Annotated in this window: 16 protein-coding genes; 9 read left to right on the top strand and 7 right to left on the bottom strand. The window is 71.7% G+C overall.

Annotation, left to right across the window (positions count from 1 at the left end):
• The first annotated feature begins 122 nt into the window (after positions 1-122).
• Entirely contained in the window at positions 123-1469 is a 1347-nt protein-coding gene (locus AB0J04_RS01390) for a sensor domain-containing protein (RefSeq protein WP_363166358.1), read from the top strand.
• Positions 1370-2062 (top strand): response regulator transcription factor, encoded by a 693-nt coding sequence (locus AB0J04_RS01385; protein WP_363166307.1) that lies wholly within the window; start codon positions 1370-1372, stop codon positions 2060-2062. Before AB0J04_RS01390 ends, AB0J04_RS01385 begins: the two co-directional genes overlap by 100 nt.
• 56 nt (positions 2063-2118) lie before the next feature.
• Here AB0J04_RS01385 and AB0J04_RS01380 read toward each other — a convergent pair whose 3' ends face one another.
• A complete protein-coding gene (locus AB0J04_RS01380) occupies positions 2119-2601 on the bottom strand; it encodes a GNAT family N-acetyltransferase (protein WP_363166306.1) in 483 nt (160 codons plus the stop codon).
• 76 nt (positions 2602-2677) lie between these two features.
• Between AB0J04_RS01380 and AB0J04_RS01375 the strand changes: the two genes are divergently transcribed.
• The gene (locus tag AB0J04_RS01375) at positions 2678-3481 is read left to right on the top strand and encodes an exodeoxyribonuclease III (RefSeq protein WP_363166305.1); all 804 of its coding nucleotides are present in this window, start codon (positions 2678-2680) and stop codon (positions 3479-3481) included.
• 109 nt (positions 3482-3590) lie between these two features.
• Here AB0J04_RS01375 and AB0J04_RS01370 read toward each other — a convergent pair whose 3' ends face one another.
• The 4 genes from AB0J04_RS01370 to AB0J04_RS01355 all read right to left on the bottom strand — a co-directional run bounded on the left by AB0J04_RS01370 (position 3591) and on the right by AB0J04_RS01355 (position 7273).
• On the bottom strand, positions 3591-3866 hold the full coding sequence (locus AB0J04_RS01370) for a hypothetical protein (RefSeq protein WP_363166304.1): 276 nt from the start codon (positions 3864-3866) through the stop codon (positions 3591-3593).
• Between the two features lie 91 nt (positions 3867-3957).
• Positions 3958-4863, bottom strand: a complete 906-nt coding sequence (locus AB0J04_RS01365) for an SDR family oxidoreductase (RefSeq protein ID WP_363166303.1) — start codon at positions 4861-4863, stop codon at positions 3958-3960.
• A complete protein-coding gene (locus tag AB0J04_RS01360; protein ID WP_363166301.1) occupies positions 4860-5759 on the bottom strand; it encodes an alpha/beta hydrolase in 900 nt (299 codons plus the stop codon). The genes AB0J04_RS01365 and AB0J04_RS01360 overlap by 4 nt, the downstream gene beginning before the upstream one ends.
• Positions 5756-7273, bottom strand: a complete 1518-nt coding sequence (locus tag AB0J04_RS01355) for an NAD(P)/FAD-dependent oxidoreductase (protein ID WP_363166300.1) — start codon at positions 7271-7273, stop codon at positions 5756-5758. The genes AB0J04_RS01360 and AB0J04_RS01355 overlap by 4 nt, the downstream gene beginning before the upstream one ends.
• Positions 7274-7413: 140 nt before the next feature.
• Here AB0J04_RS01355 and AB0J04_RS01350 point away from each other — a divergent pair, with 140 nt between their 5' ends.
• Positions 7414-8058 carry a MerR family transcriptional regulator gene (locus AB0J04_RS01350; RefSeq protein WP_363166299.1) on the top strand — a complete coding sequence of 215 codons (645 nt, stop codon included), beginning with the start codon at positions 7414-7416 and terminating at the stop codon, positions 8056-8058.
• 30 nt (positions 8059-8088) lie between these two features.
• Here the strand turns inward: AB0J04_RS01350 and AB0J04_RS01345 are convergent, their stop codons facing one another.
• Positions 8089-11349 carry a S41 family peptidase gene (locus tag AB0J04_RS01345; RefSeq protein ID WP_363166298.1) on the bottom strand — a complete coding sequence of 1087 codons (3261 nt, stop codon included), beginning with the start codon at positions 11347-11349 and terminating at the stop codon, positions 8089-8091.
• Positions 11350-11643: 294 nt separating this feature from the next.
• On the opposite strand from AB0J04_RS01345, the gene AB0J04_RS01340 reads away from it, so the two are divergent.
• The 4 genes from AB0J04_RS01340 to AB0J04_RS01325 all read left to right on the top strand — a co-directional run bounded on the left by AB0J04_RS01340 (position 11644) and on the right by AB0J04_RS01325 (position 16264).
• Entirely contained in the window at positions 11644-12258 is a 615-nt protein-coding gene (locus AB0J04_RS01340) for a TetR/AcrR family transcriptional regulator (protein ID WP_363166297.1), read from the top strand.
• 123 nt (positions 12259-12381) lie between these two features.
• Positions 12382-14637, top strand: coding sequence for an MMPL family transporter (locus AB0J04_RS01335; RefSeq protein ID WP_363166296.1), 2256 nt, complete (start codon positions 12382-12384; stop codon positions 14635-14637).
• 310 nt (positions 14638-14947) lie between these two features.
• Positions 14948-15445: a lamin tail domain-containing protein gene (locus tag AB0J04_RS01330; RefSeq protein WP_363166295.1), complete on the top strand. Its 498-nt coding sequence runs from the start codon at positions 14948-14950 to the stop codon at positions 15443-15445.
• Between the two features lie 144 nt (positions 15446-15589).
• Complete coding sequence (locus tag AB0J04_RS01325) at positions 15590-16264, top strand: hypothetical protein (protein ID WP_363166294.1); 675 nt, start codon at positions 15590-15592, stop codon at positions 16262-16264.
• Positions 16265-16274: 10 nt separating this feature from the next.
• Here the strand turns inward: AB0J04_RS01325 and AB0J04_RS01320 are convergent, their stop codons facing one another.
• Positions 16275-16682: a RidA family protein gene (locus AB0J04_RS01320; protein WP_363166293.1), complete on the bottom strand. Its 408-nt coding sequence runs from the start codon at positions 16680-16682 to the stop codon at positions 16275-16277.
• 99 nt (positions 16683-16781) lie between these two features.
• On the opposite strand from AB0J04_RS01320, the gene AB0J04_RS01315 reads away from it, so the two are divergent.
• Positions 16782-17165: a helix-turn-helix domain-containing protein gene (locus AB0J04_RS01315; RefSeq protein WP_363166292.1), complete on the top strand. Its 384-nt coding sequence runs from the start codon at positions 16782-16784 to the stop codon at positions 17163-17165.
• Positions 17166-17188 lie beyond the last annotated feature (23 nt).

The following is a 17188-nucleotide window of genomic DNA, read 5'->3' as shown; positions in this document are numbered from 1 at the left end:
GGGATGGCCAGGCCGTCGGCCGCGCTCCTACGGTGATCCGTATGCATCCTTTGCGGCCCTTGCGGCCCTTGCAGCCCTTGCATCCTTTGCAGCCCTCGGAGCCGCGAGACGTGTGGCAGGCGCTGTCCCGGCCAGGCTATCTGCGCTCGTCGTGGCCCTGGCGGGCCGTCGCCTATCTGCTGACGGGGGCCGTCGGCGGGGCGATCGCGCTGGTGGGGCTGGGGGTGTGGGTGGTCGTCGGCGGGGTTCTGGCGGTCGTGGTCGTCGGGCTGCCCCTGCTTGCGGTCACCGTGCTCGTCGGGCTGCCCGTGGGCGCGCTGGAGCGGCACAGGCTGCGGTGGGTCGACGGGGAACCCGCGCCCGGCGCGCACGCCGAGGTCCGTACGCCCGGCGTGCGCGCCTGGCTCACCACCCGGCTGCGCGACCGCGCCACCTGGCGCGAGCTGGGCCACACCCTCCTCGCCGCCTGCCTGCTCTGGCCGGCCGAGGCGGTCCTGCTCACGGTCGCCCTGGTCCTGCCGCTGGCGATGGCCGCGACCCCGCTGCTGCTGGCGACGGTCGGCGGCGGGCGGGAGGTGCGGGTGGTGAAACTGTGGACGGTCACCGGCCAGCCCGGCGCGTTCGGCTCCGCCGTGCTGGGCGTGCTGCTGCTGGCGGGCGGCGCGTACGTCCTCGGCGCCGCCGCCGGGGCGCGCGCCGCGCTGACCCGTCGGCTGGTCGCCCCGCGCGACGGCGGCCGGGAGGCCAGGGTCGTCGAACTGACCCGGTCCCGGGCGCGGTTGGTCGACGCCTTCGAGGCGGAGCGGCGACGCATCGAACGCGATCTGCACGACGGCGCCCAGCAGCGCCTCGTGGCCCTCAGCATGGCTCTGGGCCTGGCCCGGCTCGACGCCCCGCCCGGCGGCCCGCTCGCCGAGCAGCTCGCGCGCGCCCAGGACGAGGCCGGCGCCGTGCTCGCCGAGCTGCGGGAGCTGATCCAGGGCATCCACCCCAAGGTGCTCGCCGACCACGGCCTGGCGGCGGCCGTCGCCGACGCGGCCGACCGGTCGCCGGTCCCGGTGGACGTGGAGTGCGCGCTGCCGGAGGCGGCCCGGCTGCCGCAGGCGGTGGAGGCCGCGGCCCACTTCGTGGTCCGTGAGGCCCTGGCCAACGTGGCCCGGCACAGCGGGGCGGCACGCGCGCGCGTGCGCGTCGAGCACCGGGACGGCCGGCTGCTCGTGCTGGAGGTGTCCGACGACGGCCGCGGCGGCGCCGACCGCACGCGCGGCACCGGGCTCACCGGTCTCGCGGACCGAGTGTCGGTGCTGGATGGAACACTGTCCGTGACCAGCCCGCCCGGCGGACCGACCTTGCTGCGTGTGGAGATCCCTTGCGAGCCGACCCCGACGCCCCCACCGACGCCCCTACCGATGAACGAGGACTTCGTGTCGTCCTCGCCGAGGACAGCGTCCTCCTCCGCGACGGCCTGACGACCCTGCTCACCCGCTTCGGCCACGAGGTCGTCGCGGCGGTCGGCGACGCGTCGGCGCTGCTCACGGCGGTCGCGGAGCACGCGCCCGACGTCGTCGTCACCGACGTCCGGATGCCGCCCGGTTTCCAGGACGAAGGGCTGCACGCGGCTGTCCGGCTGCGCGCCGAGCGGCCGGGGCTTCCGGTGCTCGTCCTCAGCCAGTACGTCCAGCGCGCGTACGCCGCCGAACTGCTCGACTCGGGGGACGGCAGCGGCGTCGGCTATCTGCTCAAGGACCGAGTCGGCCAGGTCGAGGAGTTCGTGTACGCCTTGCGCGCGGTCGCGGCCGGCGGCACGGTCGTCGATCCGGAGGTCGTACGGCAGTTGCTGCGTCGGCGCCGCGACCCGCTGGCCCGGCTGACCCCGCGCGAGCGGGAGGTGCTGGGGCTGGTCGCGGAGGGGAAGTCCAACGGGGCGATAGCCAGGGCGCTGGTGGTGTCGGAGGCGGCCGTCGGCAAGCACATCGGCGGCATCCTCACGAAGCTGGACCTGCCCCCGGCCGACGACACCCACCGCCGGGTGCTCGCGGTACTGGCCTACCTCAGAAGCTGAGGGCTTCAGCAAATACGTGGCTCCAGCAACTGAGGGGCTTCAGAAGCTGAGGGGCTTCAGAGACCGAGGGGCTTGGCGAAGCAGCGGCTGGAGTCGAACTCGCGGTAGTAGCCGAACTTCGTGCACGGCTCGTACCCGGTGGCCGTGTACAGGGCGATGGCCTCGGGCTGCTCGGTGCCGGTCTCCAGGACCATCCGGATCCGCCCGGCCGCCCGCGCGTCCGTCTCCAACTCGGCGAGCATCCGCCGTGCCAGGCCCCGGCCGCGCATGTCCCGCACGACGAACATCCGCTTCAGCTCGGCGTCGCCGTCCCGGTTGCCCTCGCCGTTCTCGTCCTGGCTGCGCCAGCCGCCGGTGGCCACGGGGCGATCGGTCTCGTCGTAGGCGATGAGGTACACCCCGCGCGGCGGGAGGAAGTCGGACGGCTCCAGGACGGTGGCGTCGCCGCCGTCGCCGTAGCGCTCGTGGTACTCGGCCTGGACCTCGTCGTTGAGCTTGACCGCGTCGGGGTGGTCGAAGGGCACCCGGCGTATATTCATGTCACTCACAGTATATTTGTACACGATCGTGAAGGCGGGAACTGGACCTGGTCCAGTGTGCCGGTATCGTGCCCGGGTGCTGACCGTGACCTCCGTGAACGTGAATGGACTGCGTGCCGCCGCGAAGAAGGGCTTCGTGGAGTGGCTCGCAGACACCTCCGCCGACGTGCTGTGCCTCCAGGAGGTGCGCGCCGAGCCCGAGCAACTGCCGGAGGCGGTCCGTGCCCCCGAGGGCTGGCACGTCACCCACGCCCCGGCCGCCGCCAAGGGCCGCGCCGGTGTCTCCCTCTACACCCGCCGCGAACCGGACGCCGTCCGGATCGGCTTCGGCTCGGCCGAGTTCGACGGCAGCGGCCGTTACGTCGAGGCCGACCTGCCCGGTGTGACGGTCGCCTCCCTCTACCTTCCCTCCGGCGAGGTCGGCACCGACCGGCAGGACGAGAAGGTCCGCTTCATGACCGAGTTCCTGGCCCACCTGAAGGACCTGCGCGTCCGCGCCGCCGCCGACGGCCGCGAGGTCCTGGTCTGCGGCGACTGGAACATCGCCCATCAGCAGGCCGACCTCAGGAACTGGCGTGCCAACCAGAAGAACTCCGGCTTCCTGCCGGAGGAGCGGGACTGGCTGAGCCGGGTCCTCGCCCCGACGGACGGCGGTTACGTCGACGTCGTGCGCGAGCTGCATCCGGACGTGGAGGGGCCGTACACCTGGTGGTCGTACCGGGGGCGGGCGTTCGACAACGACTCGGGATGGCGGATCGACCTCGCCGTCGCCTCGCCCGGACTGGCGGCGCGGGCCCTCAAGGCGGTCGTGGAGCGGGCGGCCAGCCATGGGGAGCGGTGGTCCGACCACGCTCCGGTCACCGTGACGTTCGACATGTGAGGGAACCGGAAACCGCACGGAACCCGGAACGAACTCAGGGCGCCCTCCGAGAAGGGCACCCTGAGTCACCGGCAGAAGCCGGGCGTTGCGGCTACGCCTGGGAACACGACTACATGTCGTAGTCCTGGCTCAGCCGGTCCTCCTGCTCGCGCCGCATCCGCTCCGCGTCGCCCTCACCCGGCCGCGCGCCCGGCCGCGCACCCGGCCGCGCACCCTGGTGCGCACCCGGCCGCTCGCTCGGCCGCTCGCTCGGCCGCTCTCCCGGACGCTCGCCGGGGCGCTGCTTGCCGCGCTGCTGAGCCTGCTCCTTGGCCTGCTCGGCCTTCTGCTTGGCCTGCTGCTTCCACTGCTCGGACTGGTCCTGGAACTTGTCCTTCATACCCATGTGGGTTCACTCCTGTGGGAGATGAGGGGGGTGGGGCCCCGTGGTGGGGCCTCGACCAGATTCACATGGGCGGTCACGGCGCGCATGTCGATCAACTACGCTGCGTGGTTCCCGCCGTCCTGGCCTGCTCGTCTGCGGTGCCGCCCGCGCCCACCAGCCCCGTCCGGATCCCCTGCAGCCTGGGCGCGAACCGTTTCATCTCGCGTCCGCCGATCGTCCCGACGATCCCGGGAAGGTAGCCGCGCACGCCCTGCATGCCCCGCAGCCACCACTGTCCGTACACATGCGAGGAGCGCCGTTCGATGCCGGCCACGATCCGGTCGACGGCCGGTCCGAGCGGGTACGTCTTGTTCGACGGCCACGGCAGCCGCTGCCTCAACTCCCGCATCACCTCGTCCTGATCGGCCCCGCGCACCATGTCGGTGTCGGTCCAGGACAGGTACCCGACGCCGACCCGGACGCCCTGGTACGCGACTTCGGCGCGCAGACTGTGCGCGTACGCCTCCACGCCCGCCTTGGACGCGCAGTACGCGGTCATCATCGGCGCCGGGGCGATCGCGGCGAGCGAGGCGATCTGGAGCAGATAGCCGCGACTCTCCTTCAGCAGCGGCAGGAAGGCGCGGGCGGTGACCGCCGAGCCGATCAGGTTGACCTCGACGACCCGCCGCCAGGACTCGGGGTCGGAGTCGGCGAAGGGCCCGCCGGACGCGACACCCGCGTTGGCGACCACGATGTCCACCTTGCCGAAGCGTTCCTTCACCTCCGCCGCGACCCGTGTCATCGCCTCGTGGTCGGTGACGTCGGCGTACCAGTGGTCGCTGTCGCTGTGCAGCCGCTCGGAGACCTGCTTGAGCGCGTCCGGCTCCAGGCCGACCAACGCGACCTTCGCCCCGCGCGCGGAGAGCTTGCGGGCGAGCAGTTCGCCCACGCCCCGCGCGGCCCCGGTGACGACGGCCACCTGCCCTTCCAGACCGACCCTGCCGCCCCTGCTGCTCATGCGCCCTCCTTCAACTGTGCGTACGTGGTGACGAGTTCCCGGATTCTGCGGGTGACCAGGTCGGGCGCCTCGACCGGCGTCATATGGCCGAGGCCGGGCAGTTCGGTGACCCCGAGCGACCGGGGCAGGGCCGCGGCGATCCGGTGGGCGTGCACCGGCGGGGTCAGCCGGTCGCCGGTGCCGACCAGCACCGCCGTCGGCACCCGCAACTCCCGTACCCCGTGGTCGAGATCGAGCAGGCTCAGCACATGCGACCAGGCGTACCGCACCCGGCGCGGACAGGCGTGCACGATCCGGGCGCAGGCGTCCACCATGTGCGGGGCCGAACCGGCGCCCATCGTCGCGTACTTCAGGATCCGCTTGGCGATCGGCGTGACCGGGCCGAGCGGCGCCCGCGACCCGAGGACGTGCCGGGTCAGCCAGGTCCGCAGCCGGCCCGGCCGCAGGGGCACGACGGTGGACTCGGCGACCAGCCGCGAGGCGCCGGTGCTGCACAGCAGGACGGCCACCGCATGCTCCCGGAACCCGCCTCTCGAGGCCGCGGCCAGCACCGTCATGCCGCCCATGGAGTGACCGGCGATGACGGCCTTCTCCCCGGGTGCGAGCGTCGCGTCGAGGACGGCTTCCAGGTCGTCGGCGAGGGCGTCCGTGCTGCACACCGAGCTCGCCGGGGTGCGCCCGTGGCCGCGTTGGTCGTAGGCGATGACGCGGTGGTCGACGGCGAGATCGCGGATCTGGGCCGCCCAGAAGGCCGTCGAGCAGGTCCAGCCGTGCGCGAGGACGACGGCGGGCGCGGTCCCGTGATCGGGTTCGGGGCCGTGATCGGGGCCGTGGATCTCGACGTGCAGCGGGGCGCCGTCGGCGGAGACGGCGGTGAGTTCGCGGTAGGCCGTCACGACGCCGTCACCTCGTCCCTCTCGTCGTCCTTCCCGGCCGTGACGGCGGGGGCCCGCAGGACCTCGTACTCCGCGAGGTCCACGCGTCGCGTGGCCTTGCGGAACTCGGCGGTCGTGCCCGGCCAGACGGTGGTGTTGCGGCCGTTCGCGTCCAGGTACCAGCTGGTGCAGCCGCCCGTGTTCCACACCGTGCGCCGCATCCGCTCCTGGACCCGCGCGTTCCAGGCGTGCACGGCGCTCGGCCGGGCGTCCAGCGCCGCGCGCCCCCCGAGGACGTCCAACTGCCGCAGAAAGTCGGCCATGTAGTTCAGCTGGGACTCGATCATCAGGATCATGGAGGAGTTCCCGAGGCCGGTGTTGGGGCCGATGATCGTCATCCAGTTGGGGAAACCCGCGGCGGAGGCGCCGCGCAGGGCCTCCATGCCGTTCTTCCAGCTCTCGGCGAGGGTCCGCCCGTCGGCGTCCACCACCCGGTCGGTGATCGGCATGTCGGTGACATGGAACCCGGTGCCGAAGACGATCGTGTCGACCTCGGCCTCGCTCCCGTCGGCGGCGACGAGCGTGGACCCCCGGATCTCGCTCAGCCCGCTCGCGACGACGTCCACGTTGGGCTGCGCGAGGGCCGGATAGTAGGCGCTGGAGAGCAGGATCCGCTTGCAGCCGATGCGGTAGTCGGGGGTGAGCTTGGCGCGCAGAGCCGGATCCTTGATGGCGCGGGCCATGTTCCGCTTCGCGATCTGCTCGACCAGGCCGAGTTCGTTCGGATGCTTGGTGAACGCCTGGACCTGGAGTTCCCGAAGGCCCCAAAGGAGCCCGCGGCGCAGCTGGGCGGTGACCGGCAGGGCTCGGTGCAGGGCGCGCTCGGCGCCGCTGACGGCCCGGTCGACGCGGGGCATCACCCAGGGCGGGGTGCGCTGGAAGAGGGTCAGCCGCGAGACGTCGGGCTGGATGGCCGGCACGATCTGGATCGCGGACGCGCCCGTGCCGACCATGGCGACCCGCTCGCCGCGCAGATCGTGGCCGTGGTCCCACCGAGCGGAGTGGAACACCTTGCCGGGGAACGAGCCGAGCCCGGGGATCTCCGGAACCTTGGGATCGGACAGCGGCCCGGTCGCCGACACGACGACGTCGGCGAAGTAGCGTCGCCCGCCGCTCGTCTCGATGTCCCAGCGCAGCTCCTGCGGGTCCCAGGTCATCCGCAGGACCTCGGAGTCGAGGCGCAGATGCGGCCGGAGCCGGAAGACGTCCGCGACGTGCTCCAGATAGGCGCGGATGTGCTCCTGCCCGGAGAACGTGCGCGGCCAGTCCGGGTTGGGTGCGAAGGAGAAGGAGTACAGGTGGGAGGGCACGTCACAGGCGCACCCCGGGTAGCTGTTGTCCCGCCAGGTCCCGCCGACGCTGCTCGCCCGCTCCAGGACGACGAAGTCGGTGATCCCCTCGCGGCGCAGCCGCACGGCGGCCCCCAGCCCACCGAAGCCGGATCCGATCACCGCCACCCGTACGTGTTCGGTCATCCCGACACCTCCCAGCCGTGCGTGCGACTCTACGGACCGCGCCAGTGAACACTGGCGCAATGGGAGCGTAGAGCAGCTCCGTACCGATGGGTAGGGCCGGGAGAGGGAGAGTTACCGGCGGTAGAACATAGGCTTCGCCCGTGACGGAGAAGCGGGAGTACCGGACGGAGGAGCTGGCCGGGGAGGCCGGCATCACGGTGCGCACCCTGCGCTTCTACCGCGAACGCAAACTGCTCGCCCCGCCCCGCCGCGAGGGCCGCATCGCCTGGTACGACGACCATCACCTGGCCCGGCTGCGCACGATCGCCGCGCTGCTGGAGCGCGGTCACACCCTCAACGGCATCGCGGAGCTGGCCGACGCCCTCGACCACGGCCGGGACGTCGCCGACCTCCTCGGCGTCGGCGGCCCCACCGAGGAGGAGCCGGTCCGGCTCACCCCCGAGGAGCTCGCCGCCCGCTTCGAGGGCCAGGTCACCCCGGAGAACCTCGCCGCCGCCCTGGAACTCGGCTATCTGGGCACGGACGGCGACGAGATCGTCCACGTCAGCCGACGGCTGCTGGACGTCTCCGCCGCCCTGGTCCGCGAGGGCATCCCGCTCGCCGAGGTCCTGGCGGCCGGCGTGCGCGTGCGCGAACACGCCGACGCCCTCGCCGACCTCTTCACCGCCCTGATCCTGCGCCACACGACCGAGGACGACCTGCCCCGGCTGCGTCCCCTGGCCACGAGCGTGATGGACGCGGAACTGTCGCTGGCGCTGGACCGGCGGCTGCGGGAGCAAGGGTAGACAAGGACGGGTGGAGAGCGATGGCAGCGCTCAAGGAGAAGCCCGCGGCGGCAGTTTCGGGCGGCTGCGGTCGGGGACGTCGGTGTGGTCGGGCGGGGTGGCCGGGGGGCTGGTGGCGAGGAGGTCCAGGGCCAGTTGGATCGCGTCGTCGAGTTGGGCGTGGCGGCCCTCGGCCCAGTCGAGGGGGGTGCGCAGGACCTCCAGGTCGGGGATGACGCCCTTGTTCTCCACGGACCAGCCGTACGCGTCGAACCAGGCCGCGTTCATCGGGACGGTGATGACCGTGCCGTCGCCCAGCCGGTGGCGGCCGGTCATGCCGACCACGCCGCCCCAGGTGCGCTGGCCGACCACCGGGCCCAGTTTCAGGAGTTTGAAGGCGGCGGTGATCATGTCGCCGTCGGAGGAGGTCGCCTCGTCGGCGAGGGCCACGACCGGGCCTCTCGGCGCGTTCGACGCGTAGGACACCGGCTGGGCGTTCCGCGTCAGGTCCCAGCCGAGGATCGTGCGGGTCAGCTTCTCCACCACCAGTTCGCTGATGTGGCCGCCCGCGTTGCCGCGCACGTCCACGATCAGCGCGGGCCTGGACACCTCCATGCGCAGGTCGCGGTTGAACTGGGCCCAGCCAGAGCCGCCCATGTCGGGGATGTGCAGATAGCCGCACCGGCCGCCGCTCAACTCCCGTACCACGGCACGCCGTTTGGCCACCCAGTCCTGGTAGCGCAGGGGGCGTTCGTCGGTCAGGGGGACCACGGCCACCCGGCGGGAGCGGCCCGCCTCGTCCTCTGCCGGGGTGAAGGTCAGCTCGACCGTCGTCCCGCCCGCTCCGGCGAGGAGCGGGTACGGGCCGGTCACCGGGTCGACCTCCCGGCCGTCCACGTGGGTGAGCACCGCGCCCTCCCGGATCCCGGTCCCGGCCAGCGGGGAGCGCGCCTTGGAGTCCGAGGAGTCGCCGGGCAGGATCCGCCGGACGGCCCAACCGCCCTCCCGGTGCACGAAGTTGGCGCCCAGCAGGCCCTGGAGGCGCTGGTAGTGCGGCGGGCCCTCGCCTCGCCGGGCGGCGGTGACGTACGCGTGGGAGGTGCCCAGTTCGCCCAGCACCTCGCGCAGCAGGTCAGCGAACTCGTCCGGCGAGGCGACCTGTTCGACCAGCGGCCGGTACTGGTCCAGCACCGCGTCCCAGTCGATCCCGCACATTCCCGGGTCCCAGAAGTAGGCGCGGATCAGCCGCCCGGCCTCCTCGTAGGACTGCCGCCACTCGGCGCCCGGGTCCACCTCGTGCAGGATGCGCCGCAGGTCGATCCAGACCGTGGAGTCGAGGTCCCCGGACTCGCTGGACGGCACCGCGCGCAGCTCGCCCTCGTCGATCAGGACCAGCCGGCTGCCGTCGCCGCTGAGCGCGAAGAAGTCGAGGTGGTCCACGAGTTCGGACTTCTTCGCCTTGCTGATGTTGAAGTGTTCGAGGGTGGGCCGCCCGCTGGTGTCGTCCGGGTTGGCGAACGTCTCGCCCAGCGCGCCGGAGATCGGCCAGCGCAGCCACACCAGCCCGCCGCCCGCCACCGGATGCATCGCCGAGTACTTGGACGCCGTCACGGGGAAGGGCGTGACCCGGTTCTCCAGTCCCTCGATCTCGACGGTCACCGTTCCGTCGCCGCCCTCGTCGTCCTCCACCGGGTCCAGGCCGCCGGCGGCCGGCCGGCCCTCCGGGGTGAGGGCGAAGGGGGAGGGGGTCGCCGAGGAGAGCGGCACCAGGTAGGGGCGGCAGCCGAGCGGGAAGGACAGATCGCCGGTGTGGACGTCGTAGACCGGGTCGAAGCCGCGCCAGGAGAGGAAGGCGAGGTAGCGGCCGTCCCGCGTGAACACGGGGTTCTCGTCCTCGAAGCGGCCGTTGGTCACGTCCACGATCAGCCGGTCCTTTATGCGGGCCATCTTGATCTGCCGCAGGGAGCGCCCGATGCCCGGATGCGACCAGGTCAGCCAGGTCCCGTCCGGTGAGAAGGCCAGGTCGCGCACAGGTCCGTTGACGGACGAGATGACCTCGGTGACCTCGGTGACCTCGCTGTCGGAGTCCTCGGTCGCGTCGATGAGCAGGAGCCGGCCGTCGTGCGCGGCGAGGGCGAGGCGCTCGCCCTGCGGGTCGCAGACCATCTCCAGGACCCGGCCGAGTTCCCCGGAGGCGAGCCTGCGGGGCTCGCGCTCGCCGGTGGCCCGCGGCAGGTAGGCGATCTCGACGGCGTCCTCGCCCTCCGCGTCCGTCACATAGGCGACCTGGCCGCCCGAGCCGAGCATCTCCGGCAGCCGCACCCGGACCCCGGGGGTGTCGGTGATCGTCCGGGCGGGGCCGTCCCGGTGGGTCAGCCAGTAGAGGCTGCCGCGGACGACGACCGCGCTCGCCCGTCCGGTCTCGTCGACGGAGATGCCGTCCACGTGCTGGGCGGCCGGGATCTGGTACGGCCGCCGCCCGGCCCGCGGACCGTTCAGCCGGACGTCGAGGCGGCGCGGCCCGGATCCGGCGGTGAGGTCGTCGACGATCCACAGGTCCCCGGCGCACTGGTACACCACCCGGGTCCCGTCGCTCGACGCGTGCCGGGCGTAGAAGGCGTCGTGGTCGGTGTGCCGGCGCAGGTCGGAGCCGTCGTAGGCGCAGGAGTAGAGGTTGCCGACGCCCTCGTGGTCGGAGAGGAACGCGATCCGGCCGCCGGCGAAGAGGGGGGAGTGCAGATGGCCGTCGAGGTCCGCCAGGAGCCGCTGTCCGTGCAGCCACAGCCGGCCCGTGGCGCCGCCCCGGTACCGCTTCCAGGCGGCCGGTTCGTGCGGTGGGGTGCCGGTGAGGAGGAGGGTCTTGCGTTCGCCGTCGAGGTCGGCGACCTGGAGGTCGGAGACCGGGCCCCAGGGGAGCTTGCGGCCGGGGCAGCCGTCGGTGGGGACCTTGTAGGCCCAGGTGAAGTGGGAGAAGGGCTCGCCGTGGGAGGCGACGGCGAGGATGTCGGTGTTGCCGTCCTGGTCAGGGGGTGTCCAGCCGCAGACCTGTGTGTCGGAGCCGCCCCAGTAGGTCAGCCGCCGGCCCGGTCCGCCCTCGACCGGCACCAGATGGATCTCGGGGACGAGACTGCGCCAGCTCGTGTACGCGATCCGGCGGCCGTCGGGGGAGAAGCGGGGGTGCCCGGCCTTCGTCCGGTCGACGGTGAGCCGCCAGGCTCGGCCCGGGTCGTCGAGGGGGGCCAGCCAGAGGTCGTCCTCGGCCACGAAGCACAACAGGTCACCGCTGAGGTGGGGCAGACGCAGATAGCTCACCTCCCCATGCTTTTCCGGGGGATGGACCGGGGCAACTTATGGCAGACAGGTGACATGTGTGCGAGGCGGCGGCCGACGTGCGCCGCCGCGCGCACCGCGCTGCGCGCCCCGCTGTGAACCTCTCCGCCGACCTCTCTGCGAACCATTCCGCGAACCCCTCTGCGAACCCCTCTGCGACCAAGGCCACGTACGAAACGGTTTCGTTTCGCAGAGAAGTGCGCTACATTCGTCGTGTACGGATACGGAACCGTGTCGGTTCGGTTCGGTTCGGTCGAGAGCGGGAAGGTGAGCGGAATGACTGAGGTCGCAACGGCGCGTCGCAGCCGCATCACCCCCGAGCGCGAGGCCGAGCTCTACGAGGCGGTGCTCGAACTGCTCCGCGAAGTCGGCTACGACGCCCTCACCATGGACGCCATCGCCGCTCGCACGCGATCCAGCAAGGCGACCCTCTACCGCCAGTGGGGCGGCAAGGCCGAGCTGGTGGCGAGGGCGGTGCGGCACGACAAGCCGGGCGGTTCCGCCGACCTGGTCGACACCGGGTCGATCCGAGGCGACCTGCACGCCCTCACCATGCTTTCGGACGACTGCAAGATGGAGCAGAACTCCGCGCTGATGCGGGGGCTGGCCATGGCGATCCACGGCAACCCGGACCTCCTGAAGGCGTTCAAGGAACACCTGGTCGAGCCGGAGATGGCCGAGTTCCGCCGCGTCATGCAGCGGGCGGTCGACCGGGGCGAGGTCCACGCGGACAGCCCGGCGCTCGCGTTCGTCCCGCACATGATGATCGGCGCGTTCGCCGCCCGCACCATGCTCGACGAGCAGCCGCCGACCCAGGCGTTCCTCCTTTCGTACATCGACGCAGTGGTGCTCCCCGCCCTCTGCGCACGCACCACCACACCCACCACCTGACCGTCCCCACGGTCCGCCCCTCCTGACGTCACCGCTCGCGTCGTCGGGCCGATCACCCCTGCTCTCCCCACGGGTTGGTCAACCTGCCCTGCACACACACGACCTGACCGGGAGTACGCCTCCGTGGCCACGTTTCTCTACAAGCTCGGCCGGCTCGCCTTTCGCCGACGACACTTCGCCGCCCTGATATGGGTGGCGCTGCTGACCCTTGCCGGGGTGGGCGCCGCCTCCGCGCCCGCCGCCGGCACCTCCTCCTTCTCCATCCCGGGCGTCGAGGCCCAGAAGGCCTTCGACCTGCTCGAACAGCGGTTCCCGGGCGGCAGCGCCGACGGCGCCACCGCGCGCGTCGTCTTCAAGGCGCCCGACGGTCAGAAGGTGACCGACGCCGCCAACAAGGCGATCGTCGAGAAGACCGTCAAGGACCTGGGCGACGGCTCCGAGGTCGTCTCCGCCACCGACCCGTTCACGTCGAACGCCGTGAGCAAGGACGGGACGATCGCCTACACGTCGGTGAAGTACGACGTCTCCGCGGTCGAGATCCAGGACTCCACCCGGGAGGCCCTGGAAGCCGCCGGGGACAAGGCCGAGGACGCCGGGCTGACCGTCGAGATGGGCGGTGACGCGCTGCAGGCCCAGCCCGGACAGGAAGCCATCGGCGAGATCATCGGCCTCGTCATCGCCGCGATCGTCCTCGTCCTCACCCTGGGCTCGCTCGTCGCGGCCGGACTTCCGCTGCTGACGGCGATCATCGGCGTCGGCATCGGCGGCGCCACCATCACCTCCCTCGCCAGCGCGTTCGACCTCGGCGACTCCACCGCCACGCTGGCCCTGATGATCGGCCTCGCGGTCGGCATCGACTACGCGCTGTTCATCGTCTCCCGCTACCGCTACGAACTGGCCGAGGGCCGCGACCGCGAGGAAGCGGTCGGCCGGGCCGTCGGCACCGCCGGCTCCGCGGTGGTCTTCGCGGGCCTCACGGTCGTGATCGCGCTGGGCGGACTCGCGGTCGTCAACGTCCCGATGCTGACCAAGATGGGTCTCGCGGCGGCCGGCACGGTCGTCATCGCCGTCCTCATCGCCCTCACCATGGTCCCGGCGCTGCTCGGCTACGCGGGCCGCAAGGTCAAGCCGGCCGGTGAGAAGGGCAAGTTGCTCGGCGGCCGCAAGGCGAAGCAGGCCGGGTCCGCCAAGGCCGCAACGGACGGCTCCGTCGCCGACCGGCCCAACGTGGGCAGCCGCTGGGCGAGCTTCGTCGTCCGTCGCCCGGTCGCCGTGCTGCTGCTCGGCGTGGTCGGCCTCGGCGCGATGGCCCTGCCCGCCACCCAACTCGAACTCGGCCTGCCCGACGAGGGCTCGCAGCCCACGTCCACCACCCAGCGCAGGGCCTACGACCTGCTGTCGGAGGGCTTCGGGCCCGGCTTCAACGGCCCCCTGATGCTCGTCGTCGACGCCAAGGGCAGCGCCGACCCGCAGGCCGCCGCCACCGCGGTGACCGACGAGGTCAAGGGCCTCAAGGACGTCGTCACGGTGACCCCGCCGACGTTCAACAAGGCCGGCGACACCGCGATGATCACCGTCATCCCGGAGTCGAAGCCGTCCTCGACGCAGACCGAGGACGTCGTGCACGCCATCCGCGCCGCAGGCGTCGGCGTGAGCGCCGACACGGACGCGAAGGTGCTGGTCACCGGCACCACGGCGATGAACATCGACTTCTCGCAGAAGCTCAACGACGCGCTGATCCCGTACCTGGGCCTGGTCGTGGGCCTCGCCTTCCTCCTCCTCATCGTGGTCTTCCGCTCGATCCTGGTCCCGCTGAAGGCGGCCCTCGGCTTCCTGCTCAGCGTGCTGGCAGCGCTCGGTGCCGTCGTCGCGGTCTTCCAGTGGGGCTGGCTGGGCGGTCTCATCGGCGTCGAGGAGACCGGCCCGATCATGTCGATGATGCCGATCTTCATGGTCGGCGTGGTCTTCGGCCTGGCGATGGACTACGAGGTGTTCCTCGTGACCCGGATGCGCGAGGCGTACGTCCACGGTGAGAGCCCGAGCCAGGCCGTGGTGACCGGCTTCCGGCACAGCGCCCGGGTGGTCGCCGCCGCCGCGGTCATCATGATGGCCGTCTTCGCCGGCTTCATCGGCTCCACCGAGTCGATCATCAAGATGATCGGCTTCGGCCTCGCGATCGCCGTCTTCTTCGACGCGTTCATCGTGCGCATGGCGATCGTGCCGGCCGTCCTCGCCCTGCTGGGCAAGAAGGCCTGGTGGATCCCGAAGTGGCTGGACCGCGTCCTGCCCAACGTGGACGTCGAGGGCGAGGGTCTGCGCGCGCCCGCCGAGGCCCGGCGCACGGATCCGGACGAGGACCGGGAACTGGTGCGCGTCTGACGCCCCGTCCCGACCGAAAGACCGCCGGTGAGGGCTCCGTGGGGACGGGGCGCCCTCACCGGCTTCTTCTTTGTGATCCGCTCTGTGACCCACTTTCGGGTGAGGCGCGGTCCCGGCCGGAGCCGTGCGGGCCGGTCAGGCAATGGTTCGGAGCGTTCGTTACATACATGGACATTGAAGGCTACTGTCACCGAAATGTGGGCGGTTTGTAACGAGCGGTGCCAATGGGGCGCTTGGTGCGTGGTCGGTGGTCAAGTGTTGGCCGTGCGGCCGGTTGGGCCGCAAAACCCGCACCAAGCTAGGAGACCTTGTGTCCGCTTCTGTTTCCGCTCGCTGTCTCGCCGCCGCCGCGCTCGCCGCAGCCGTGGTCGGGACGGTGGCGCTGCCGGCCTCCGCCGCCGACCACCCGCGTCAGGACCGGCCGAAGGTGGAGATCAGCGCCGTGCAGTACGACGCACCGGGCCGAGACGACCGCTCCGGCCGCTCCCTGAACAAGGAGTGGGTGGAGCTGACCAACACCACCCGCCACGAGATCAACCTGCACGGGTGGACCCTCTCGGACGAGAGCGGCGACACCTACACGTTCCGCCGCTACCGCCTGGCCCCCCGCGCGACCGTCCGCATCCACACCGGTGAGGGCCGCGACACCCGCAGCGACCTGTTCCAGGACCGTCGACGTGAGGTGTGGGGCAACCGCGCCGACACCGCCACCCTGCGCAACGACCGCGACCGCTTCGTCGACGAGAAGTCCTGGGGCCACGACCGTCACCACGGCGGGGACCGTCAGCACGGCGGGGACCGCCACTGACGAACCCGCACAGCCGACGGCGCGTCCGACCCTTCCTTCCGGGTCGGGCGCGCCGCTCGTCCATGTCCCGGGCGTCGGTGGGGGTGGCGGTCTTCGACGGCCGCCCGATCTCGAATCCAAGGGATCTTCGTATCCTTGGGTCCGATGAGCACTCGGGTACGGATACACCACGTACGGCTGGGCGGCGACGAGTTCCGGGTGATCCGCGCGGACCCGGCCCCCGGACGGCTTGCGCTGCGCGACGACCGGCACTGGCTGTCGATGTACGCAGACCGGGACGGCGCGGCCCAGCTCGTCGCGCTGTGGGCGCTGGCCGCCCGGTCCGCCCGGTCGCTGGTCTATCTGCCGATCCGGGCCAACCCGGTCCCCGAGGGCGTCGTCGGCGAGGGCGAGCCGGTTTCGCTGGATGTGGTCCTGGTCCATCACAGCCTGCAGTTCCCGGCCGCGTCGTGGAAGCAGCTCAGGGCGCGCCTCGGTGTGGGCAAGCCCCATACCGCGACCACCCCTGACCAGGACTTCCCCGACGAGACGGCCATCGACCACGGCAGGCGTCACCACCGCGAGTACCGCGACCACCTCGATTTCGACATCGCCGCGCACACCCTCTTCGTCGTGGGCAGTTCCACCGCGTTCCGGGAACACGGCACCGCGCTGCGCGGTCTCGTCGAGGAGGCCCCGTCCTACTCGCACCGCCACCCCGGCGCCGGTGCCGGGCACTTCTGCGTCGAGCTCGGCGCCGGGCCCTGGCCGCACGCCTACGCCCGCCGCCACGTACCCGCCCGTCTGCACATCCAGTACTCCAGCACCTGGCGCAGCTGACCGACGGCGCTCAGTCGACGACGGCCGTCGCCTCGATCTCGACCAGGTGGTCAGGGACGTCCAGCGCCGCGACGCCCAACAGCGTGGCCGGCGGGACCGAGGTCACCCCCAGCTTCGCCTTCGCACGGCTGAGCCCCTCCAGGAGCAGGGGCATCTTGTCGGGCGTCCAGTCGACGACGTGGACGGTCAGCTTCGCCACGTCGTCGAAGGAGGCGCCGGCCGCCGCCAGGGCCGTCCCGACGTTGAGGTAGCACTGCTCGACCTGCGCCGCGAGATCGCCTTCGCCGACCGTGACTCCGTCGGCGTCCCCGGAGACCTGTCCGGCGACGAAGACCAGCTTCGAACCGGACGCGACCGACACCTGCCGGTAGACGTCGATCTTCGGCAGTCCGGCGGGGTTGATCAGGGTGATGGGCATGACGTCGCCTGCTTCCGTGCTCTCTTGTGGTTACTGGGGAACCGTAAGAGAGTGGCTGCTGACATGGAAGAACGCACTTTTCGGTGACTGGGGAACCTGATGGTGACCAAGCAGTTCAAGGGCACGCCCGAGGAAATGGCGGATCTCAGGCGCGCCGACTCCCTCGCGCGCGAGATCTTCTCGGACGTCGCCAACAAGTGGGCGCTCCTGATCATCGAGGGCCTCGGCGAACGCACCCTCCGCTTCAGCGAGTTGCGGGACGAGGTCGAGGGCATCAGCCACAAGATGCTCACCCAGAACCTCCGCATGCTGGAGCGCAACGGCCTCGTCGAGCGGACCGTGCACCCCACCGTGCCACCGCGCGTCGAGTACACCCTCACCGCGGCGGGCCGGGGCCTGCGCGCGACGGTCGACGCGATGTGCGAATGGACCCACCGCCACCTCGGCCACATCGAGGCCTCACGCCACAGCTTCGACGCCTGACGGCACTTCGTCGCGCGCGCAAT

This window comes from Streptomyces sp. NPDC050263 (assembly GCF_040655955.1).
Taxonomy (GTDB): Bacteria; Actinomycetota; Actinomycetes; order Streptomycetales; family Streptomycetaceae; genus Streptomyces.
Note: the sequence above shows the minus strand (reverse complement) of the source record. Positions and strands in the feature narration are given on the sequence as shown.